Genomic DNA, 21,085 nt, shown 5'->3' with positions numbered 1-21,085 from the left:
GGTTCGTGAAGCACGACCGCAAGAAGACCAAGGAAGAGACCGTGGACGAGGCCACGATGCGTCCCCAAGAGCCTCAGGCCCCGCCGGAGAGTCCCGAGGCGGGAGAAGCGCGCCTGGCCGAAGGGCCCGGTGCGGCCGCGGCGGAGGCCGAGCCGGCGATCGACTACAAGGACCGGTGGCTGAGGACCGAGGCGGAGCTTCAGACCTTTCGACGGCGGGCGCGGCGCGAGATCGAAGAAGGCCGTCGGTCGGCCGAGGAATCCGTGCTGCTCGAGCTCGTGGCGTGGCTCGACGACCTCGAGCGTGCGGTGGAGGCGGCCAACGAAGGCGGTGCCGAGCCGTCGTGGTCGGCCGGCGTGTCGCTCGTGCTCCAGAAAGGGCGTGAATCGCTCGAGCGGCTCGGCGTGATCGCGGTCGATCCCGCGCAGCAGCCCTTCGACCCCAACTTCCACGAAGCGATCCTCGAGATCGACGCGCCGCCTGGCACCCCCGGGGGGACCGTGCTCCAGGTGATCCACAAAGGCTATCGCCGCGGAGATCGCGCGCTGCGGCCCGCTCGCGTGGTCGTGGCTCGCGGCGAGGCGGGCGAGCGCTGATGGCCAAGCGCGACTACTACGAGATCCTGGGGATCCCGCGCGACGCCGACGAGTCGGCGATCCGCAAGGCGTATCGCACGCTGGCGAAAGAGAACCATCCGGATCGCAACCCCAACAACCCGCAGGCCGAAGAGCGGTTCAAGGAGGCGACGGAAGCCTACGAGATCCTTCGCGATCCGGAGCGGCGCGCCCGTTACGACCGCTTCGGCCACGCGGCATCCGGCGCCGGCGGAGCTGCGCAGGATTTCAGCGGCTTCGATCTCGCCGATGCCCTGCGCGCCTTCATGCGCGACTTCGGCGGCGAAGCGGGCGGCTTCGAGGATCTGTTCGGCGGCGCGTCGCAGGGTCGCGGCGGGTCGCAGCGCGGCGACGATCTCCAGCTGAGACTCAAGCTTTCGCTGGAAGAGATCGCGACCGGCGTGGAGAAGCGCATCCGGGTCAAGCACGACCGCGCCTGCCCGACGTGCAAGGGCCGGGGAGGCAGCGGCGAGACGTCGTGCAGCCAGTGCGGCGGACGGGGCCAGGTGCGGCGCGTGCAGCAATCGTTCTTCGGGCAGTTCGTGAACGTGTCGGTGTGTCCGAAGTGCCAGGGCGAAGGTCGCACCTTCAAGGACGCCTGCAAGAACTGCCGTGGCGACGGCCGGGTCTCGGAGACCGAGACGATCGCGGTCCGTGTCCCGCCGGGAGTGGCGAACGGAAACTTCATTCCGGTGCGGGGCATGGGAGACGCAGGCCCGCGCGGTGGTCCGGCCGGCGACCTGATCGTGCTGATCGAGGAGAAGCCGCATCCCATCTTCCGGCGCGATGGCGACGATCTCCACTCCGAGGCGTCCGTCAGCTTCGTGACGCTGGCGCTGGGTGGGCGAATCGAGGTTCCCACGCTCGACGGGAACGCGGCGCTCGAGGTTCCGAGCGGAACGCCGAGCGGGCGCGTGCTGCGCCTCAAGACGAAGGGGCTCCCTGGACTGCGCGGCGGGCATGGAGATCTCCTGGTCCGGCTCAACGTCTTCATTCCCACGCGGCTCAGCGGCGCCGAAAAGAAGCTGCTCGAGGAGCTGGGCCGCAGCGAAGGGCTGAAGCCGCCTCGTCCACCCAAGAACGTCGCGGATCGAGTGAAGGACGCGTTTGCCTGACGCCGTTCCGGCGTTCGTCTGGGTCGAGGGACTGAACGGACCAGGCGCGCACGTCTCGCTCGGCGAGAGCGCGGCGCACCACGTGGTGCGCGTCTGCCGCGCGCGCGTGGGCGATTCGGTGACCGCCACCGACGGGCAGGGGGCGCTCGCCGTCTGCCGCGTGGCGCGCATCACGCCGCACGTGAGTCTCGAGGTCGAGACCATCGACCGGATCGGGCGAGCCCGCACCGCCGTCCTCCTCTGCGGAGCGCCCGAAGGACAGCGCTTCGACTGGGTGGTGGAGAAGCTCGCGGAGCTCGGCGTCGCGCGAGTGCGCCCGATCACCACCGAGCGTGGCCCATGGCCTCGCGCCGCCCTGCGACCGGATCGCTGGAAGCGGCTGGCGGTCGCGGCCCTCGAGCAGTCGCGTGGGAGGCACCTGCTCCAGGTGGAAGTCCCGATGGGCCTCGAGGAAGCCCTCGAGGCCGAAGGGCCGCCTGGGATCGGGATCCTGGCCGATCCGGCCGGGGTCGCTTCGGGAACGATTCGCCCGCCTGAAGGGGCGGCGACCGTGGCGGCCGTCGGTCCTTCTTCAGGCTTCAGCGATGCCGAGAGGGGGCTGCTGCTGGACCGCGGGTTCACCGCGATGTCGCTGGCGGGTACTCGCTTGCGAACGGAAACCGCGGCTCTGGCCTGGGCGGCCTGGTGGGCCGCTCCCCGGGAGGCCTGAGGCCCCGCAACTTTCCGTGCCCGGCCGTCTTGACGGCCTCCCGATGCGGCAATAGACTGCATGTGCCATTTCTGCGCCCGCACCTTGCGGGCTCCTCAAGACTCACAACGCCATGCGACCTTCCTTTTGTAGTGAGGGGGTGGATTTTTTTGCCCGGTATCAGGGTCAAGGACGGAGAGTCCTTTGAAAGCGCCCTGCGCCGTTTCAAGAAGAAGTGTGAAAAGGCCGGAATCCTGTCCGATCTGCGTCGCCATCAGCACTTCGAGAAGCCCAGCGAGCGACGCAAGCGGAAGCTGAACGCCGCCCGACGGAAGCAAATGGCGCGGCGCCAGCAGGAGAACCTCTAGTAAATCCCGATCCCAGCGCTTGGGGGTGGACGTGGGCGGACTGGGCGATCCTGGTCTGGGTCGTCTTCTTTTCCGTTCACGGGCTCGTTCGGGGGACGGTGGCGCAGGTGTTTTCCGCGCTGGGGGTATTCGCGGGTTTGTGGACCGGACTCTGGTTGTCTCATGTGCTGGAAGCCGCGTGGCGCGGCTCCCAGCCGTTCCTGGTCTTCCTCGTGCTGCGCTGGATCGTCGCAGGCCTCGGCGGAATGGCCGTCGCGACGCTCTTTCAATGGTGTGGTGACCGACTCGGACGTCTCGTCCAGGCAGGACCCGTGGGCTGGCTGGATCGGGGCGGGGGTCTGAGCATCGGCGCATTCTTCGGGCTGGTCACGATTGCGATGGCCATGATGGTCAGTCTGCTGGTGCGTGAGCCGCGCGCGCTTTCTCGGAGCGTCGCGGCCGCGCGCACCGCCGAGCCGATGATGGCGACGGCGGCGGAAGCGTGCTCGTTGTCGTCTCGCTACCTTCCGGGTGGACGCTGGTTGACGGAGAAGTTCCGCAAGGCGCACCGCCGCACGTTGACGGCCGGGGTCGAGCACCGAGAAAAGTCGTAGACGCGAGCGCCGCTCGCGCGGTTTGGTTTCCCCGGACGAGAGTTTCTTGGACGAGCGATCCCTCCAACTCATCGAGTACTTCCGCGTGGCCGCCGCGATCGCGCAGCGTGCCTCGAGCGAGCGGGGCCGTGCCCTGCTCGCGTCGTGGCGTCCGATCGCCGGCCGCGATGAGCGCCGCCTCGAGTACGACCACCTGCTCGAAGCCATCCGGCGCGCCGCCGAGCCGGGCTCGTGGTGTGAGGTGGGCGAGGGCGACCTGATCGCGACGCTGGATCGGCTCGCGAGCGAGGGCCCTGATGGCGAAGCGCTGTACCTCGTGAGCGGCTGGCTCGACGCGGCGGCGCGCACCGCCGAAGCCTGGTCCGAGGCCGAGATTCGCACCCGCTACCCGCGGCTCGCCAAGCGTGTGCCGGATGCGGACGCGGGCGAGCCTCTGCGCCGCGCCCTTTCGACATCGATCGACGAACGCGGCCAGGTGATGGACTCGGCATCGCCAGCGCTCAAGCGCCTTCGCACCGAAGTCGCGACCGGGGAGCGCCGGCTCGCGGACCATCTCGAGAAGTGGGCGCACGGCTTCGGCGCCGAGGCGTACGTGACGCGTCATGGCGACCGTTTCGTCGCCATGGTCCCGGCCGCGGGTTTCCCGCGCCGCCGCGGCATCGTTCACGACGTCTCCGGCAGCGGCCAGTCGCTCCTGGTGGAGCCGCTCGAATGGTGCGGAGAGAACAATCGCCTGATCGAAGCGCGGCGCGCGGCGCATGACGAAGAGCGCCGCATTCTGGCCCAGCTCACCGCACGCGTGATCGACTCGCGCGGATTGCTCGAGGAGATCGAGGCGGCGCTGGTCCACCTCGACACCCTGAGCGCCCGCGCGCGCTGGGGGATCGAGGTCGGCGCCAACGCGATCTTTCCGGAGGGCGATGTGCTGCGGCTCGAGCAGGCCCGGCACGCGCTCCTGGCCATGGGGCTCGGAAAGCTCCGGCCCGAAGATGTCGTTCCGCTCGATCTCGAGCTCCACGGTCCGCGGGTTCGGGGATGCGTGCTCCTGGTGAGCGGCCCCAACATGGGAGGGAAGACCGTCCTGCTCAAGACGGTCGGACTCGTGGCGGCCATGGCGCACGCCGCGATGCCGGTCACCGCCGGCGAGGGCAGCCGCGTCCCCGAGCTGGACCAGATCCTGGTGGACATCGGCGACGAGCAGTCGATCGAGCAGGGACTCTCGACCTTCGCGGCCCATCTGCGCGCACTGTCGCGCATGGCCGAGGCGGCGGGCCCGAGAACGCTGCTGCTCGCCGACGAGCTGGGCGCCGGGACCGATCCCGACGACGGCGCGGCGCTGGCGAGGGCGCTGATCGAGCACCTCGCGACCACCCGAGCGTGGGCGATCGTCACCACCCATCTCGGCAGCCTCAAGCGCCTCGCCGGGGAAGTGCCGGGCGTCGAGAACGGCTCGCTCGAGTTCGACGTCGTGACGCTGACGCCCCGTTACCGGTTCCTCGCGGGCGTGCCGGGAGCCAGCCATGCGCTCGACGTCGCGGAGAGGCTCGGCGTCGCCGCGAGCCTGCTCGATCGCGCCCGCACGCTGCGCCCCGATGGCGCCGCGCAGCTCGATCGACTGATGGGTGAGCTGGCGACCGCGACCCGGCGCGCCCGGGAGGAGGGCGAGCAGCTCGGGGCCGCCCGCGCCGAAGCCGAAGCGGAAGCGGCGCGCCACCACGAAGCCGTGGAGCACACGCGCCGCGAGGAAGCCGAGCTTCGCCGGCGCCTGACGCGGGAGAGCGAAGCGCTGCTGGCGCGCGCGCGCGAGCTGTGGCAGATCGTCCAGCGCGAGTCGCGGCGCGAGCACAAGCGTCCCGGGGCCGCGCAGGAGCTGCGCCCGCGCATGGAGGACGTCGAGCGCGATCTCGAGTCGCTGGCGGGCGCGGGCCGGCAGCCGGAAAAGGCCGGGCTCGATCCCGGCTCCCTGTCGCCCGGCATGCGCGTGCGCGTGGTGGATCTCGGCGTCGAAGCCGAGCTCGTGTCGGGACCGGACCGCGACGGCCGCGTCCAGCTCAAGCGCGGAAGCTGGAACATCCAGAGCCATGTGCAGCGCCTGGCCGCGGCCGCGCCCGCCCCCGAGCACCCGAGCGCGCGCCCGGCGGCGGCCACGTGGAGTGCGATGGAAGGCGAGGCGGCGCCGGTCGAAGTGGATCTGCGCGGCATGGACGTCACCGATGCGATGGCCGAGCTCGACCGGGGGGTCGACCGCGCCGTGCTGGCGGGTTTTTCCGAGCTGCGCGTGATCCATGGGATCGGACGCGGCGTCCTCCGGCCGGCGGTGGAGAAGCACCTGCGCGACCACCCTCAGGTGGCTGGCCAGCGCCCCGGCGAGGTCGGTGAAGGCGGGCGCGGGGTGACGATGGCGAGGCTGCGATGAGCGGCCGGAACGTGGCGGCGCGGTCGGACGACTGGATCGAGCGCGTGCGCGAGGCCAGCGACCTGGTCGAGGTCGTGCGCGAGACGGTGGCCCTCAAGCGCCAGGGAAGGAACTGGATCGGTCTCTGCCCCTTCCACTCCGAGAAGACACCCTCGTTCACGGTCAGCGCCGAGCGCGGGCTCTACCATTGCTTCAGCTGCAAGGCCGGCGGCGACGTCTTCAAGTTCGTCCAGGAGCGCGAGAAGATCGAGTTCCTCGATGCTGCCGAGCTGCTGAGCCGCCGCGCGGGGATTCCCATACCCGAGAGGCGCGGCGAGCGCGGGAGCGCGCGCGGACAGATCCTGGATGCGCTGGAGCTGGCGGCCACCAGCTTCGAACAGTGGCTGCGGGATCCCCAGCGTGGCGCCGCGGCGCGCAGCTATCTCGCATCCCGTGGACTTCGCGAGGAGACGATCCGCGCCTTCCGGCTGGGTCTGGCGCCCGAAGGCTGGCAGAACCTCGTGGATCGCCTGCGCTCGCGAGTGAGCGAGGAGGTCCTGTTCCAGGCGGGTCTCGCCGGACGCCGCGACGGCGATCGCGGACTCTACGATCGCTTCCGGCATCGGCTCATGATTCCTCTGATCGCCCACGGCGGCTCGGTGGTGGGCTTCGCGGCCAGGGCGATGGGGGATGAGGCTCCCAAGTACCTCAACTCCCCCGAGAGCCCGGTCTTCCGCAAAGGCTCCTTCGTGTTCGCCCTCGACCAGGCGCGGCGGGCGCTCGGGCCGTCGGGCGAGCTGGTCGTGGTCGAAGGCCAGTTCGACGCCATCGCGCTCCATCAGGCCGGCATCACTCACGCCGTGGCGACCTCCGGCACCGCGCTCACGGCCGAGCACGCGCGCAGCTTCCAGCGGCTGGTGTCCCGGGTGGCGCTGACGTTCGACGGCGACGCCGCGGGCCGCGAGGCCACCATGCGGTCGCTCTCGGTCCTGCTGGGCGCCGGCCTCGAGGTCGTGATCGTGGATCTACCCCCCGGCCAGGATCCCGATCAGCTGATGAAGGAGCGGGGTGCGGATGGCTGGATGGAATGCCGTGCCGTGGCGTATGACCCGGTGGAGTTCATCCACCGCCACGTCCACCAGGCGGCGACCGCCGCCGGCTCGGCGCGAGGGGATGCCCAGGAACGGTCGCTTCAGGCCGTGGTGGCGCTGGCGGCGGGTATTCCCGATCCGGTGAGGGTCAAGCTTTTGTTGGAAAGGGCCGCCGAGGTGTTCGGAGTGCCGGCTTCGGTCCTCCAGCGGGGCGTCGCGCTCCGCCAGCAGGGAACGCGCATCGAAAGCCCTGTACGGGAGGTGGTGCGGCAGCGGCAGCTCGGGGAAGCCGGTCTCGAGCGGGACCTGCTCCGTGCCCTCTCGCGCGCCCCTCAGGCCCTGGACCAGGTCCGTCAGCGCCTGAGCCCCGAGGACTTCCGCGACTCGACATGCCGCGCCCTCGCCCTGTGGCTGTGGGCGGGCTCGCCGGGCGTGCCGGCCGAGCCGGCCGCGGAGCTCCTCGCTCGGGAGCTGGCGCTCGGCGACCGGGGCGCCCTCGACTGGGGCGCCGAGGCGGAAGGCGCCGCGCACCGCATGGTGATGCGGCGGCTCCAGGAGCGGCAGCGCGAGCGGATGAGCCAGCTCAAGGTGGCCACCGCGCAGGACGAGCAGACGCGTTTGATGAAGGAAATCGACGAGATCGCCCGACAGCTTCACGAACTCAGTCAATAGAAAGCGAGAAAGGGGCTCCATGGCGACGGCCACGACGACCCGGGAAGAGAAGAAGAAGAGCGCGAAAGAGGCGCGGCAACGTGTCAAAGCCGCGCAGCAGAAGCGCCTCGACGAGATCAAGACGCTCGCGCTTCGCCAGGGCTACGTCACGGAAGACCAGGTCGTCTGGCTCCTCGGTGAGGACGACGATCCGGAGACCCAGGTGGATCAGATGGAGCAGATCCACACCATGCTGAACCAGATGCACATCGAGGTGTTCACGTCGGAAGACGAGGCGCAGGAGCACCTCAAGAAGCTGCGCAAGATGGAGGAGCGCAAGCCCACGGTCGCCGGCAAGGCAGCCCCGCAGCAGCCGGTGCGCTACGACGATCCCGTGCGCATGTACCTGCGCGAGATGGGCCGCGTGCCGCTCCTCACCCGCGAGGGCGAGGTCGAGATTGCGCGCCGCATCGAGGCCGGAGAGCGACAGGTGCTCTCGGCCTTGTTCCGGGCCGAGCCGTCACTCAAGGAGATCCGCCTGCTGGCCAAGCGGCTCAAGGACGGTCAGCTCAAGATCGAGGACTTCATCAAGGTCGACGAGAACGCCGCCACCGAGCAGGCGCTCAAGAAGGAGCGGCAGCGTGCGGTGCGGATCCTGGAGCGCATCTTCGTGCTCCAGAAGCGCTACAACGATCTGCTCGCGCGGCAAGCCACTCGTATGGCCGAGAAGCAGCGCGGCAGCGTGCAGGCGAACTGGGCCAAGGTGGAAGCCGAGCTCACGCAGGAGATGCACAAGCTGTCCATGAACCCGCGCATGGTCGAAGGCCTCGCGCTGCCGGTGAAGGAGATGGCGGAGAACGCGCTGCGCGCCGACGACCGGATCGCCGACATCGAGCGTCGCTATGGCCACGGGGTGGACGACGTCAACGCGTTCTCGCGGCGTCTCAAGCGCGGGCCTCGCGAGCTGCGAGCCGTGCGCCGCGAGTCGGGACTCCAGCCGGCGCAGATCGTCGAGTTCCTCAACGAGTACAAGACCGTCAAGAAGGACGTGAAGAAGCTCGAGGACGACGGCAGGATCACCAAGGACCACCTGCTCGAGCTGTACCGCCAGATCCGTGACGGCGAGCGCTCCACGGCGCAGGCGAAGAAGGAGATGATCGAGGCCAACGTGCGCCTCGTGATCTCGATCGCCAAGCGCTACACGAACCGCGGCCTCGAGTTCCTGGACCTCATCCAGGAAGGGAACTCCGGTCTGATGCGCGCGGTCGACAAGTTCGACTACACCAAAGGCTACAAGTTCTCGACCTACGCCACGTGGTGGATCCGCCAGGCGATCACGCGGGCGATCGCCGATCAGGCGCGGACCATCCGCGTCCCGGTCCACATGATCGAGCACATCAACCGCGTGGTGCGCGTGTCGCGCAAGCTGGTCCAGGAGCTGGGCCGCGAGCCGACGCCGGAAGAGATCGCGGAGCGGCTCGAGCTGCCGGTCGACAAGGTGAAGAGCATCATCAAGGCGGCGCAGGAGCCGATCTCGCTGGACCGGCCGATCGGCGAGGACGACGACAGCAATCTCGGCGACTTCATCGAGGACACGAGCGTGGTCTCGCCGGCGCATTCGGCCGCGAGCGCGATGCTGCGCGACGAAGTCAACGACGTGCTCAAGACGCTGACGCCGCGCGAGGCCAAGGTGATTCGGCTCCGCTTCGGCCTCACCGACGACGGCGCGCAGCGCACGCTGGAGGAAGTCGGCGCGTTCTTCAACGTGACCCGCGAGCGCATCCGGCAGATCGAGGCCAAGGCGCTCCGCAAGCTGCGCCATCCGACGCGGAGCCGGCGTCTCAAGGCCTATACGGAGCTGTTGTAGGTCCGGCGACTCTAGGGAAACGGGCCGAGGGCGAGAACGACGTCGGGCACGCCCAGGCTCTGGCCCGGAACGGTGACGTCGATGGGTGCTGAGCCGAGCCGGTAGCCGGGCGCGAACATCGTGATGGTCCAGTGGCCGACCGGCAGCCAGGGGATCACGTAGGTGCCGGTCGAATCGGTCACCTGCGCCGCGGGGACGGGGGGACAGTCGATCACGATCCCCGAGTGGTTGTGGTGGGCCGTGAGCCGCGCCCGGCCCCTCGCGACCGAAGCCCTGTGCAGCTCGAGCGCCACCTGGATCGTGTCCACCGGTGGACGTGTGCGACCGGGAACCGCGAACGTCGCGCCGGCGACGCGCGGGGGCAGGAAGCCCTGGACGCCCCAGTTGCCCTCGATGAGCACCGCCTGCATCGCTCCCTGGGCATCGGTGATCCCTTGGACCACGTAGGCGATGCCGGCGGAGTCGAACTCGCTCACCATTCGCACGGCGACACCGGCCGCCGTCGCTCCGAGGCTGTCGGTCACGACCACCCGCACCGTGCGGTGGAGCGCGACGACGGATTGCGGCGCGGTCGGCTCGTCCGAACAGCCGGTGACGATCGTTGCCAGGGTGACCCAGATGGGGAGCCCACGAAGTACGGCTCGTCGGCGGTGAGCGGAAATCGAGAGGCCTGTGGACATGGAGGCGGACTCAGCGGGTGGTCCTGGCGTCATTCCGCAGCGAGATGGTCGCAGGCGCGAGCGTCACATCGGGAACCCGGACGTCGGCGCCCGCACTGTCGAGATCGGCGGTGGTCGTCACCGCGGCGTATCCGAGCTTGCTGAATGTGACGAGCCATCGGCCGGGAGGCAGCCATAGCTCCCAGGCTCCGGCCGAGTCGGTCACATCGCCATAAGGCAGGACCTCTGCTCTGACGGCGATCCCGAAGTGGTCGCCTTGGCCCGACAGGGACGCGTGTCCGTGCAATCGTCCGGGGCGAGACAGGTGCAGGTCGTGGTGAACCGACTCCGTGGTCACCTCCACCGTGTCGACGCCGACTTCGACGCCGCTGGGGATCTTGCCGGCGAGCGCATAGCGGCCGGACTCCACTTCCGATCCAAGATGGATGGAGAACCTGCCGTCCTGATCCGCGCCCCCACCCGTCCATGCCCTCATTTGGGGCGTCAGCTGCCGGAGAGTCATTTCAGCGTGGGCTGCGGGGGTCCCATCGGACTTGTAGGCGACACCGTTCACGGTCACGGAGGGTAGAGGCAGGTCGTCCCACTCAGGAATGCTGTACTCGAGCACCGCCTTGTCCGAGCACGAGATGGTGCTCAACATCATCACGATGAGAGCACCCAGGAAGCGCTCGCGGCAGCCAGGACGTGAAGTCATCGTTCTCGACCTTCTCGGTCGCGATGCTACATGCGTTCGTCTTTCGCGTCATTCGCTTCGTGAGCCCGGGCGTTCCCTGAAAGAAGGCCGCTCATCGAGTGGGCCGTTCTTGACACCTCGCGGAAGCGGGTGCTACAAACGCGTCCCTTTCGGCGAGGTGGTGCCATCCGATGCACGCTGGGCCCATAGCTCAGCGGTCCAGAGCGGCCGGCTCATAACCGGCAAGACCCTGGTTCGAATCCAGGTGGGCCCATAGTCCTTGGTCCACGGCCCACCGCGAGCGGAGAATGAGATTGGGGCGGGTAGCTCAGCTGGCAGAGCACCTGGATCACAACCAGGGGGTCACAGGTTCAAGTCCTGTTCCGCCCACCATGTTGGTCGCGCGAGGATGACGATGAGCGCTTCGAAGGGTTCGCGGTGAACGACCCGGCCACCCGCTTCCGGCCCGAGGGCTTCCGCGCCAGCGCGCGCCGAAGCGCCGGGCAGGGCACCGCCGGGGATGTCGCTCCGACATCCCCGGCTTTTTTTTGCCCATGGCCATGACCGAAGAGATCGAGGTCCTCTGGAACTTGCGCGGCCTCGATGAGCGCCTGGTGGCGCTGCAGGGAGCGCTCAAGCGCCATCCGGCCGATCGCCAGTCGCTCGAATCCCGGCTCGCAGGCGAGCGCTCGAAGCTCGAAGGCTTCAAGAAGCAGACCGGCGATCTCCAGCTCAGGCACCGTCAGATCGAGAAGGACATCGACGCGCTCCAGCAGGAAGAGCGGAAGTTCCAGAGCCAGCTGCCGATGGTGAAGAAGAACGAGGAGTACACGGCGCTGCTGCACGAGATCTCGGACCGCAAGGCCAAGCGCTCCGAGCGCGAAACCGACCTGCTGATGCTGATGGACGAAGAGCAGCGCCTGCTCGGCGAGGTTCCCGCGCTCCAGAAAGCGCTCGACTCCATCCAGGCCGAGACCGTCGCCCGGATGCAGACGATCGCGGCCGAGGAGCAGAAACAGCGTGACGAGGCCAACGATCTCGAGCGCCAGCGCCAGGAGCTGGTCGCGCGGTTGCCGGCGACCATGCGTTCCCGCTACGAGCGGATTCGCGCTTCCCGCGACGGGCGCGCGGTGGTTCCCATCATCAAGGGCTCGTGCGGCGGGTGCTTCCGCGGCCAGCCGCCGCAGATGCTCCAGGAAGCGAAGCGCGGAGATCGCGCGATCACCTGCGACGGGTGCGGTCGGCTGCTGATCTGGCCTCCCGAAGGGGGATAGGCTCGAGCCCGAGCGAAGGGCTCGATCGTCCCACGATGCCCCAAGCCGTCGCCCTCAAGGCTCGCTTCCCGTTCCGGCGCGTCGCCGTGGTTCTGGCCGGCGGCGGAGCGCTCGGCGCCTACGAAGTCGGCGTCCTCCGGGTGCTGTCCCAGGTCGGGCTGCAGCCTGCCGTGGTGGCGGGCACCTCGGCCGGCGCGATCAACGCCGTCGGCTGGGTGGCGCATGGCTTCCGCACCGAAGCTCTCGAGCGCACGTGGCTGCGAGTGCGTCCGCCCACGATCGGCATGCGCTGGGCGACGCTGGCGCTGCGCGGCGCCGGAGGATTGATCACCGCCATCGGACTGATGCTGGCAATGCTGACTCTCCTCGGCTCTCCGGAGATCACCCTGTCCCGCCGCTTCTGGGGCGAAGCCGCCCAGCGGCACGAGACGATCTCGGTGGTGCTCGACGCCCTCGCGTGGGGCATGGTGGCGATGATCGGCTGGCTGGCGGCCAAGATCTCCCGGCCGGCCGAGCTCTGGCTGGCGGCCTTTGAAGGCGCGGTCGACCCGGTGCGCGTGTCGCGCTGGTTCGGCCTCGCGCTCATCGCGGGCGCGGGCGTGCATCTGGTGACGTGGGGAACCGGCTTTCCCTGGCCGCACCGCTTCAGCGCCACCATCCTGATCGTCGGCGCACTGACTTGGCTCGGGACGCGACCTGGCGCGAGCGGGGAGAGGCTGCGCGCCCTGATCGCGCACTGGCTCCCGGAGACGCGAGGCCGCGGACTGTGGGGCGATGCCGCGCGGAAGCAATTGGTGCAGAAGCTGGTGCGGTCCGGGGACTCCAGCCTGCTGACCGAGGGCAACACGCTCCTGGTCGTGACCGCGTTGGCGCTCGACAGCGGACGCATCGTGCACTTCTACGCCGGCCCCGAGCCCGGACCCGGATTCGAGGAACGGGTGGAGCTCGGCCTGGGGGAGGCGATCCGCCTCATCAGTCCGGCGCACGTGATCGCCGCCGCGGTCGCCTCGTCGGCGATCCCGCTCGCCTTCGAGCCGGTGCGCATCGCCGGGCGCGAGTTCGTGGACGCCGGACAGTTCTCCAACCAACCGCTCGCCGCGGTGCACGCCGCGCGTGCGGACGCGGCGATCGTGGTGCTGCTCGCGCCGACGGAGGAGCCGCCCCGCGCGCAGCCCAACGAGCATCTGCTGGCGCTGGGCGCTCGGCTGATCGAGATCGGTCACTGGAGGGCCCTGCAGCAGGAGCTGCGCGAGCTGCCCCAGGAATGGAGGGTGACGGACGGCCAGCATCCGGCTCGCGTCGTCGTGGTCGCCCCTGGAGAGCCGCTGCCCGGAAGCCTGATTGGTTTCGATCCCGCACGCTCGCGTCAGCTCATTCGCTCGGGCGCGCGCGATGCGAGGAATGCGCTGCGCGACGCCGGATGGCTGGCCGAGGAGGACGCGGTCCCTTGAGCGGCTGCGGTCTCCTTCTCTAGGCTTATAGCGTGCCCCGAACCTTCCACGCTCCGCTTCGCTTCGGGCGGGCCGCCTTTCCACGAATCCTGGCTTTTCTGGGGATCGCCGCCGGCGCCCTGGCCCTGGGGTCGGCGCCGGGTTCGGTGCCGGAGGAGGCCTCGACCGGTGATGCTCCCGTCATCCCGCAGCACGCGCTCCATGGGATGAGCGCCGAGGACATGGCCCGTTGGGTGAGAGAGTTTTACGCCACGCACCCGATGCGTGGAGCCCGCTCGCTCGATGTCGCCGTGGACACCTTCCTGGCGACCGGCGATTTCCGCTTCGACGCCGACGACGATCCCAGCACCGCGGTGGATACGGTGCGCATCGTTCAAGGTCAGACGGTGATGTGGCGAAACGTCGCGGGAACCCACAGCACCACCAGCGGTGAAGATTTCAACGACCCGAGCCTCGGGCTCCTGTGGGACCAGCCGCTCAGCCCCACGGACTCGACGTTCGCCTTCCGGTTCGACTCGCCCGGAATCTTTCCGTTCTTCTGCCGTCCGCATCTCTTCTTCGGCATGAAGGGCGTCGTCGCCGTGACGCCGATCGGCGGCCCCGATGTGACGCCGCCCCAGGTGCAGCTGCTCCTCCCCAACGGGAGCGAGAGCTTTCCCGCGCATCTGCCGGCAATGGTGACCTGGCAGGCGACGGACGACCAGGGCGTGACGGCGATCGACCTCTTCTATCGCGACGGGGAAGGCGAGCCCTGGGTGACCCTGGGCCGCGAGCTCCCCAACACGGGGACCTTCCAATGGTTCGTGCACAACACGCCGTCCGCGGCCGCGCGCGTCCGGGTGGTCGCGCGCGACGACGCGGGCAACGCCGCTTCCGATTCGAGCGATGGCGTGTTCACGATCGTGCGCGTTCCCGGAGGGCGGGTCGCGACCACGTTGCGCGACTTCATCCAGCCCGGCACCCAGCCCCTGGACGTCGGCGAGGTGTTCCCGAGCCAGCTCTGTCTTTCGTGCCATGGCGGTTACCAGGCCGATGTCGAGCCCGGTGCGTGGAAGGGCACCATGATGGCCAACGCGGGGCGCGACCCGCTGTTCTACGCCTGCCTCGCAATCGCCGAGCAGGACGCGCCCGCCTCGGGGGACCTCTGCATCCGCTGCCATGCGGCAGTCGGATGGCTCAATGGCCACAGCGTGCCCACCGACGGCAGCCGGCTGACCGCGGACGACCGGGATGGCGTCAACTGTGCTCTATGTCACCGCATGGTGGACCCGATCTATCAGCCGGGGGTGAGCCCGCCTTCCGACCAGGCGATCCTGAATGGGCTGTTGCCCGCTCATCGCCCGACCGGGCACTCCAATGGCCAGTACGTGATCGATCCGGACGTGAACATGCGGCGCGGTCCTTTCTCGGACGCCGCGGCGCCGCACCCGTCGTTGGAGTCGAATTTCCACCGACGCAGCGACCTGTGCGCGACCTGCCACGACGTTTCGAACCCGGTCTTCATCCGCACCGCCGGCGCCGATTACGCGCCCGGCCCTCTCGATCAGCGCACCGACTCGCTCGGGGTGCACGGGGTGATGCCGATCGAGCGCACGTTCAGCGAATGGCAGAACAGCGCGTTCCCGGCCGGCGTGTTTTCGCCCACGTTCGCCGGCAGCAAGCCGGACGGCATCGTGTCCATCTGCCAGGACTGCCACGAGCGCGACGTCGTCGGGCAGGGATGCGATCCGCAGCGATTCCCCAACGCGCCCACGCGCTCGAATCTGCCGTTCCACGACATGACCGGAGGCAACGCGTGGATGCCGATGGCGCTGGGACTCTCGAATCTCTATCCGGGGGAGATCGACCCTGCGGCTCAGCTGCAGGCGGCGCATCGCGCCACGGAGATGCTGCGCAAGGCGGCGACCATGGAAGTCATCCAGGGGCCCGCTCCGGACGACAGCCATTTCGTCCAGGTGAAGATCACCAATCACACGGGTCACAAGCTGCCGACAGGATACCCCGAAGGGAGGCGGATGTGGCTCGAGGTTCGCGTGCGCGATGCAAACGGGGCGATCATCTACCACTCGGGCGCCTACGAGGCGGCCACCGCGACCCTCACCGAAGATCCGCATGCGGTGGTCTACGAGAAGCACCTCGGGCTCTCGCCGGCATGGGCCGCGCAGCTCGGACTCCCGGCGGGGCCTTCGTTCCACTTCGTTCTCAACGACACCGTCTACAAGGACAACCGCATCCCACCGCTCGGATTCACGATCGCGGCGTTCGAGAAATTCGGCGGCGCTCCGGTCGATCCCGGCCGTTCCGATCAACCGCCTTACGTCGACGGGCAGAACTGGGACATCGCGACTTACGTCGTGCCCCCGAATGCGCGGTCGGCCGCGGTGACGCTCAAGTACCAGAGCGCCTCGCGGGAGTACATCGAGTTCCTGCGCGACGAGAACACCACCAACGACGCCGGCCAGCAGCTCTATGACCTGTGGTCCGCGCACGGCAAGAGCGAGCCGGTGGTGATGGCCTACGACTCGATCGGGATCTCCGCACCGGCGCCAGGGCCGTCCCACATTTCGCTGCGAGCGATGACGAACCCGTTCCGCAGGACGTTGAATCTCGAGCTTGCGCTTCCCGCATCCGCTCCGGTGGTGCTCGAGATCTTCGATGCGCGCGGAAGAAGGCTGAGCACGCGGAACTACGGCGTGCTCGGACCGGGCCTCCACGTGCTCACCTGGGATGGCGACGACCGCCACGGGGCGCGTGCCGGCGCGGGCTCCTTCTGGGCACGCGTCAAGGCGGGAAACCAGCATCTCCGCCAGCAGGTGGTGCGCATCGAATAGCCGGCCGCGTTGGCGCGGAGGGTCGGGTTCGACTATCGTCCCGGAATGTCCCAGCACCCTGCGGGGGAATGGACGTTGCGCTGCGACGGGGGATCGCGCGGAAATCCGGGGCCGGGCGCTCTGGGCTACGTGTTGTACGACCCGGCGGGCGCCGAGATCGAGGCGCGTGGAATCTACCTCGGGACGGTGACCAACAACGTCGCCGAGTACCGCGCGCTGATCGCCGGCCTCGAAGCCGCGCACCGGCATCACGTCGAGCGCCTGCGGGTGTGCATGGACTCCGAGCTGGTCGTGCGTCAGATGACCGGCGAGTACCGCGTGAAGCACGCGGGGCTGAAGCCGCTCCACGCCGAAGCCGGCGAGGCGAGGCGAGGCGTGCCTGCGGTCCGCTTCGTCGCGGTGAAGCGCGAGGACAATTCGCGGGCCGATCAGCTCGTCAACGAAACGCTCGATGAGATGCTGGGAACGAGAGAGGGTCGAGTCTCCTAGGTGATCGCTGGTCCGGCCTCGGCCGGCCAGAGGAAAGTCCGAACTCCACAGGGCAGGGTGCTGGGTAACTCCCAGGGGGCGCGAGCCCACGGAAAGTGCAACAGAGAGCAGACCGCCAACGGGCGGCCGGTAACGGCCGCTGCGGGCAAGGGTGAAACGGTGCGGTAAGAGCGCACCAGCGGTCCCGGTGACGGGGCCGGCTCGGTAAACCCCACCTGGAGCAAGACCGCATAGAGGGGAAGGAGTGTGTCCCGCTCCGCCATCACCCCAGGGTCGGTCGCACCGAGGCGCTCCGGCAACGGGCGCCCCAGACAAATGATCGCCACGGAGCAATCCGACAGAATTCGGCTTATGGGAGGCTCGATCCCTTCTCGCTGCAGGGACGCCGCGCGATGATCACCAGGACCTTGCCGACACGCTGGGAGCTGCACCGCGGCCATGCGCCCGAGCAGGCCGCGGCGCTCGCGCGTGAGCTCGGGGCCCCGGCGGCGATCGGTCAGATCCTGTGGAATCGCGGAATGACCGACGCCGCCGCGGCGCGGCGTTTCGTCGAGCCCAGGCTCGAGGATCTGCACGCGCCGTGGGGCTTGCTCGGCATGGATCGCGCGGTGGCTCGCATCGAGCGTGCGATCGAGCGACACGAGCGCATCCTGGTGCACGGCGACTACGACGTCGACGGCCTGACGGCAACCTACCTGCTGGTGACCGTGCTGCGCGAGTTCGGCGCCGATGTCCGCTTCCACATCCCGCACCGGCTCCAGGATGGCTACGGCCTCTCGGCGGCGTCGATCGAAGCCGCGGCCGCGGCCGGCGTGTCGCTGGTGATCACCGTGGACTGCGGAATCTCGGCAAACCAGCCGATCGCGCGCGGCGCGGCGCTGGGCGTGGAGGTGGTGATCACCGACCATCACGAGCCGCCGGAGGCCCTGCCCGCGGCGGCGGCGATCGTCAACCCGCATCAGCCCGGCTGCACCTATCCATTCAAGGGCCTGTGTGGCGTGGGCGTCGCTTTCAAGCTGGCGGTCGCCCTCGCCGAGTCGCGCGGCGGGATGGGTGTGGTCGAGCGCCATCTCGATGTCGTGGCGCTGGGGACGGTGGCCGACGCGGTCCCGCTTTCGGGCGAGAACCGCGTGCTCGTGCATCACGGGCTCGATCGCCTGCAGAAGAGCGAGCACATCGGGCTCAGGGCGCTGATCGAGGTGGCGGGGCTGACCGGACGCCGGATCAACGCGGGTCACGTCGGCTTTCAGCTGGCGCCGCGGCTCAATGCCGCCGGCCGGATGGGGAGCGCGCTCCAGGCGCTCGATCTGCTGCTGACGACGGATGCCGATCAGGCGCGAAGCCTGGCTCAGAGCCTGGACGAGGACAACACGCGACGGCGCGAGCTCGACGAGCGGGTGGAGCAGGAAGCCGCGGAGCGCGTGGAGCGCGAGCTCGGCTGGCCCGACTGCTCGTCGATCGTGCTGTGGTCCGAGACGTGGCATGCCGGCGTGCTGGGCATCGTGGCTTCCCGCCTGGTCGAGCGTTTTCAGAGGCCCGCCATTCTGCTCGCGGTTCAGGCGCCGTGGGCGCGCGGCTCGGGACGCAGCGCGGGCGGTCTCGATCTCACCCGCTTGTTGACCGACTGCGCGGACATGCTCTCCACGTATGGTGGTCATGCCTACGCGGCAGGCCTTTCCGTCGCGCCCGATCGCCTCCCGGCCCTGCGCGAGCGCATCGAGGCGCTGACGCGGGAGCGGCTCGATCTCGAGCGCTGCGTGCCGCGCCTCCTGGTGGATGCCGACCTTCCGTTCGCGTCGATCGATGCCGAGCTGCTCGACTGGCTGGATCGTCTTCCGCCGCACGGTCTCGACAATCCGGAGCCGGTGTTCCGCACCGAGATCGCCCGAATCGAATCCAGCAGCACCGTGGGCAGCGGCCGCCACCTCAAGCTGTGGCTCCGGGATTCGAGCGGCGGAGGTGACGCGATCGGCTACGGCTTCGGCGAGCGCGCGGCCGAGTTCCTGAAGGGCGCGAGCTGCGCCGTGGCCTATGTGCCGCAGCGCAACGAGTACATGGGGGAGACCACCGTCCAGCTCAAGGTGCGGGGGCTGAAATCCCCGTGAGCCCGCCGGTTGCCCATCCGGAGCTTCGCTCGGCTCTCCTCGCAGAGCTGCAAGCGCGCGCTCCGAAGGTCGACGCGGATCGCGTAGGGGCCTGCTTCGACTTCGCCGCGGCGGCTCACGGCAGCCAGCGCCGCGAGTCGGACGAGCCCTACATGTCCCATGTGGTCGAGGTGTGCCGCGTGCTCCTCGATCTGCTCGATCTCCGGCTCGACACCACGCTGGCGTGCTCGGCGCTGCTCCATGACGTGGTCGAGGATACGTCGGTCAAGCTCGAAGACGTGGAGAAGCGCTTCGGGCGCGAGGTCGGGAGCCTCGTCGAGGGGGTGACCAAGCTGTCGGCGCTCCACTTCGACAGCCGGGAGGCGCAGCAGGCGGAAAACTTCCGCAAGATGCTGCTGTCGATGTCGCGCGACCTGAGGGTCATCTTCATCAAGCTCGCGGACCGGCTCCACAACATGCGCACCATCGAGTTCCTGCGACCCGACAAGCAGCGGCGGATCGCCGAGGAGACGCGCGACATCTACGCGCCGCTCGCGCACCGCCTGGGCATCGCGAGCGTCAAGCGCGAGCTCGAGGACCTGAGTCTCAAGACGCTCGATCCCGCTGCGTACGAGGCTCTGGCCCGGCGCATCCAGGCCAAGCGCGACGAGCGCGAAGCGTTCCTCGACGCGGTGCGCAAGCGCCTGGTCGAGGCGCTCAAGGCCGCCGGTCTCAAGGCGGAAGTGAGCGGCCGGCCCAAGCACTTCTATTCCATCTATCTCAAGATGAAAGCCGGGCGGGAGCTGGAGGGCATCTACGACCTCCATGGACTGCGCATCCTCACCCAGACCCGGAACGACTGCTATCGCGCGCTGGGCGTGGTGCACGACGCGTTCACTCCGGTGGCCGACCGCTTCAAGGACTACATCGCGACCCCGAAGAGCAACATGTACCAGTCGCTCCACACCACGGTGGTGACCGAGGGGGGCGAGATGGTCGAGGTGCAGATCCGCACCTGGGAGATGCACCGCACCGCCGAGACCGGCATCGCCGCGCACTATGTCTACAAACAGGGCGGCCAGTTCGACCGCGAGCTGGACGCCAGGCTCGGCGGCTTCGTGACCCAGACCGTGGACTGGCAGCAGGAGGCGACCGACGACGAGTACATGGACTTCCTCCGCACCGCGCTCTACCAGGAGGAAGTCTTCGTCTTCACGCCGCGCCGCGAGCTCAAGCGCCTTCCGAAGGGCGCGACGGCCCTCGACTTCGCCTTCCTGATCCACACCGAAGTCGGACAGCGCACGATCGGCGCGCGGGTGAACGGCGAGCTGGTGCCGCTGCGGCACGAGCTGAAGAACGGCGATACGGTCGAGATCATGACCTCGCCGCAGGCGCAGCCGCACGACGATTGGCTCAAGATCCTGCGCACCGCCGGCGCGCGCTCGAAGGTGAGGCATTGGATCCGGCAACGGCGCCGGACCGACAGCGTCGAGCTGGGCAAGGAAATGCTGGAGCGCGAGCTCAAGAGGCTCCGCTTGAAGCCGACCGACCAGGAGCTCGAAGACCTGGCCCGCGGGCTCGGCTGCCAGGATCTGGAGCAGATGAACGCGCGGCTGGCCGAAGGACAGCTCTCGCTCACCCAGGTGGTGCGCAAGCTCTCGCCCGAGCCGACAACGTTTGCCGAGCGGTTCGCCAAGGGCCCGCTCGAAGCATTCGGTCTCGGCAAGAAGACCGTCGGCGGCGTGCGGATCCAGGGCCTCGACAACGTGATGCTCACCTTCGCGCGCTGCTGCCAGCCGGTGCCCGGCGATCGCGTGGTGGGCGTGGTGACGCAGGGCCGCGGCGTCTCGGTGCACCGCCTGGACTGTCCGAACACGTTCGACGACCGGATCCCGCCGGAGCGGAAAGTGGCGGTCGAGTGGGATGCCGGCCGCGGGGAGACGTTTCCCGTGCGGCTCCTGGTCTATGGCCAGGATCGCACGTCGCTGCTGGCCGACATCGCCAAGGCGATCTCGAGCGCCCAGGTCAACGTCCGCACCGCGGGGATGGCGAGCGAAGACAAGACGGCGCGCGGCATGTTCGTGGTGGAGGTGCCGCATCTGGCCAAGCTCCAGGAAGTGATCGGCGCGATCCGCAAGGTCAAGGGTGTCGCGCGAGTCGAGCGGCGCCAGCGCATCCTCAAGATCAAGCCCCAGCGCCGCGCCCGCGGCAGCGCGTAGGG

General features: G+C 69.0%; 16 protein-coding genes, 2 tRNA genes, 1 other RNA gene and 1 pseudogene. 18 read left to right on the top strand and 2 right to left on the bottom strand.

Features of this window, described 5'->3' with window-relative positions:
* Window positions 1-5 precede the first annotated feature (5 nt).
* The 8 genes from VFQ05_17990 (at window position 6) to rpoD (ending at window position 9,382) form a co-directional block, all read left to right on the top strand.
* Window positions 6-596 carry a nucleotide exchange factor GrpE gene (locus VFQ05_17990; protein HET9328660.1) on the top strand — a complete coding sequence of 197 codons (591 nt, stop codon included), beginning with the start codon at window positions 6-8 and terminating at the stop codon, window positions 594-596.
* Window positions 596-1,729 carry a molecular chaperone DnaJ gene (dnaJ, locus tag VFQ05_17985; GenBank protein HET9328659.1) on the top strand — a complete coding sequence of 378 codons (1,134 nt, stop codon included), beginning with the start codon at window positions 596-598 and terminating at the stop codon, window positions 1,727-1,729. The genes VFQ05_17990 and dnaJ overlap by 1 nt, the downstream gene beginning before the upstream one ends.
* Window positions 1,722-2,438 carry an RsmE family RNA methyltransferase gene (locus VFQ05_17980; protein ID HET9328658.1) on the top strand — a complete coding sequence of 239 codons (717 nt, stop codon included), beginning with the start codon at window positions 1,722-1,724 and terminating at the stop codon, window positions 2,436-2,438. The genes dnaJ and VFQ05_17980 overlap by 8 nt, the downstream gene beginning before the upstream one ends.
* Window positions 2,439-2,587: 149 nt before the next feature.
* Window positions 2,588-2,785 carry a 30S ribosomal protein S21 gene (rpsU, locus tag VFQ05_17975; GenBank protein HET9328657.1) on the top strand — a complete coding sequence of 66 codons (198 nt, stop codon included), beginning with the start codon at window positions 2,588-2,590 and terminating at the stop codon, window positions 2,783-2,785.
* 47 nt (window positions 2,786-2,832) lie between these two features.
* Complete coding sequence (locus VFQ05_17970; GenBank protein HET9328656.1) at window positions 2,833-3,378, top strand: CvpA family protein; 546 nt, start codon at window positions 2,833-2,835, stop codon at window positions 3,376-3,378.
* A gap of 46 nt (window positions 3,379-3,424) precedes the next feature.
* On the top strand, window positions 3,425-5,794 hold the full coding sequence (locus tag VFQ05_17965; GenBank protein HET9328655.1) for a Smr/MutS family protein: 2,370 nt from the start codon (window positions 3,425-3,427) through the stop codon (window positions 5,792-5,794).
* The gene (gene dnaG, locus VFQ05_17960; GenBank protein HET9328654.1) at window positions 5,791-7,536 is read left to right on the top strand and encodes a DNA primase; all 1,746 of its coding nucleotides are present in this window, start codon (window positions 5,791-5,793) and stop codon (window positions 7,534-7,536) included. Before VFQ05_17965 ends, dnaG begins: the two co-directional genes overlap by 4 nt.
* A gap of 19 nt (window positions 7,537-7,555) precedes the next feature.
* Window positions 7,556-9,382: an RNA polymerase sigma factor RpoD gene (gene rpoD, locus VFQ05_17955; protein ID HET9328653.1), complete on the top strand. Its 1,827-nt coding sequence runs from the start codon at window positions 7,556-7,558 to the stop codon at window positions 9,380-9,382.
* Window positions 9,383-9,393: 11 nt separating this feature from the next.
* Here rpoD and VFQ05_17950 read toward each other — a convergent pair whose 3' ends face one another.
* Entirely contained in the window at window positions 9,394-10,062 is a 669-nt protein-coding gene (locus tag VFQ05_17950; protein ID HET9328652.1) for a hypothetical protein, read from the bottom strand.
* A gap of 10 nt (window positions 10,063-10,072) precedes the next feature.
* Window positions 10,073-10,756, bottom strand: coding sequence for a carboxypeptidase-like regulatory domain-containing protein (locus VFQ05_17945; GenBank protein ID HET9328651.1), 684 nt, complete (start codon window positions 10,754-10,756; stop codon window positions 10,073-10,075).
* A 179-nt stretch (window positions 10,757-10,935) separates the two neighbouring features.
* Between VFQ05_17945 and VFQ05_17940 the strand changes: the two genes are divergently transcribed.
* From VFQ05_17940 to VFQ05_17895, 10 genes and pseudogenes are all read left to right on the top strand, one after another.
* Window positions 10,936-11,009: transfer RNA gene (locus VFQ05_17940), tRNA-Ile, on the top strand.
* Window positions 11,010-11,052: 43 nt separating this feature from the next.
* Window positions 11,053-11,128 (top strand) — tRNA-Val (locus VFQ05_17935).
* A 161-nt stretch (window positions 11,129-11,289) separates the two neighbouring features.
* A complete protein-coding gene (locus VFQ05_17930; protein ID HET9328650.1) occupies window positions 11,290-12,009 on the top strand; it encodes a C4-type zinc ribbon domain-containing protein in 720 nt (239 codons plus the stop codon).
* Window positions 12,010-12,044: 35 nt separating this feature from the next.
* A pseudogene (locus VFQ05_17925) lies at window positions 12,045-12,323 on the top strand (patatin-like phospholipase family protein).
* Window positions 12,324-12,353: 30 nt separating this feature from the next.
* Window positions 12,354-13,460: a patatin-like phospholipase family protein gene (locus VFQ05_17920; protein ID HET9328649.1), complete on the top strand. Its 1,107-nt coding sequence runs from the start codon at window positions 12,354-12,356 to the stop codon at window positions 13,458-13,460.
* Window positions 13,461-13,492: 32 nt separating this feature from the next.
* Window positions 13,493-16,291: a FlgD immunoglobulin-like domain containing protein gene (locus VFQ05_17915; GenBank protein HET9328648.1), complete on the top strand. Its 2,799-nt coding sequence runs from the start codon at window positions 13,493-13,495 to the stop codon at window positions 16,289-16,291.
* Window positions 16,292-16,336: 45 nt separating this feature from the next.
* Window positions 16,337-16,780, top strand: a complete 444-nt coding sequence (locus VFQ05_17910; GenBank protein HET9328647.1) for a ribonuclease HI family protein — start codon at window positions 16,337-16,339, stop codon at window positions 16,778-16,780.
* An RNA gene (gene rnpB / locus VFQ05_17905) (RNase P RNA component class A) lies at window positions 16,769-17,147 on the top strand. The genes VFQ05_17910 and rnpB overlap by 12 nt, the downstream gene beginning before the upstream one ends.
* A gap of 25 nt (window positions 17,148-17,172) precedes the next feature.
* Window positions 17,173-18,885 (top strand): single-stranded-DNA-specific exonuclease RecJ, encoded by a 1,713-nt coding sequence (gene recJ, locus VFQ05_17900; GenBank protein HET9328646.1) that lies wholly within the window; start codon window positions 17,173-17,175, stop codon window positions 18,883-18,885.
* The gene (locus tag VFQ05_17895) at window positions 18,882-21,083 is read left to right on the top strand and encodes a bifunctional (p)ppGpp synthetase/guanosine-3',5'-bis(diphosphate) 3'-pyrophosphohydrolase (GenBank protein HET9328645.1); all 2,202 of its coding nucleotides are present in this window, start codon (window positions 18,882-18,884) and stop codon (window positions 21,081-21,083) included. Before recJ ends, VFQ05_17895 begins: the two co-directional genes overlap by 4 nt.
* The last annotated feature ends 2 nt before the right edge of the window (window positions 21,084-21,085 follow it).

The sequence above is a fragment of the Candidatus Eisenbacteria bacterium genome (genome assembly GCA_035712145.1).
GTDB lineage: Bacteria > Eisenbacteria > RBG-16-71-46 > RBG-16-71-46 > RBG-16-71-46 > DASTBI01.
The sequence above is the reverse complement of the archived record's forward strand: the minus strand, read 5'-3'. Positions and strand labels throughout refer to the sequence as shown.

Excerpts from the sequence above, each read along its gene's own strand:
- dnaJ (HET9328659.1), top strand. The coding sequence starts at position 596 with ATGGCCAAGCGCGACTACTACGAGATCCTGGGGATCCCGCGCGACGCC.
- dnaG (HET9328654.1), top strand. The coding sequence starts at position 5,791 with ATGAGCGGCCGGAACGTGGCGGCGCGGTCGGACGACTGGATCGAGCGC.
- rpoD (HET9328653.1), top strand. The coding sequence starts at position 7,556 with ATGGCGACGGCCACGACGACCCGGGAAGAGAAGAAGAAGAGCGCGAAA.
- VFQ05_17950 (HET9328652.1), bottom strand. The coding sequence starts at position 10,062 with ATGTCCACAGGCCTCTCGATTTCCGCTCACCGCCGACGAGCCGTACTT.
- VFQ05_17945 (HET9328651.1), bottom strand. The coding sequence starts at position 10,756 with ATGACTTCACGTCCTGGCTGCCGCGAGCGCTTCCTGGGTGCTCTCATC.
- VFQ05_17930 (HET9328650.1), top strand. The coding sequence starts at position 11,290 with ATGGCCATGACCGAAGAGATCGAGGTCCTCTGGAACTTGCGCGGCCTC.
- VFQ05_17920 (HET9328649.1), top strand. The coding sequence starts at position 12,354 with ATGCTGGCAATGCTGACTCTCCTCGGCTCTCCGGAGATCACCCTGTCC.
- VFQ05_17910 (HET9328647.1), top strand. The coding sequence starts at position 16,337 with ATGTCCCAGCACCCTGCGGGGGAATGGACGTTGCGCTGCGACGGGGGA.
- recJ (HET9328646.1), top strand. The coding sequence starts at position 17,173 with ATGATCACCAGGACCTTGCCGACACGCTGGGAGCTGCACCGCGGCCAT.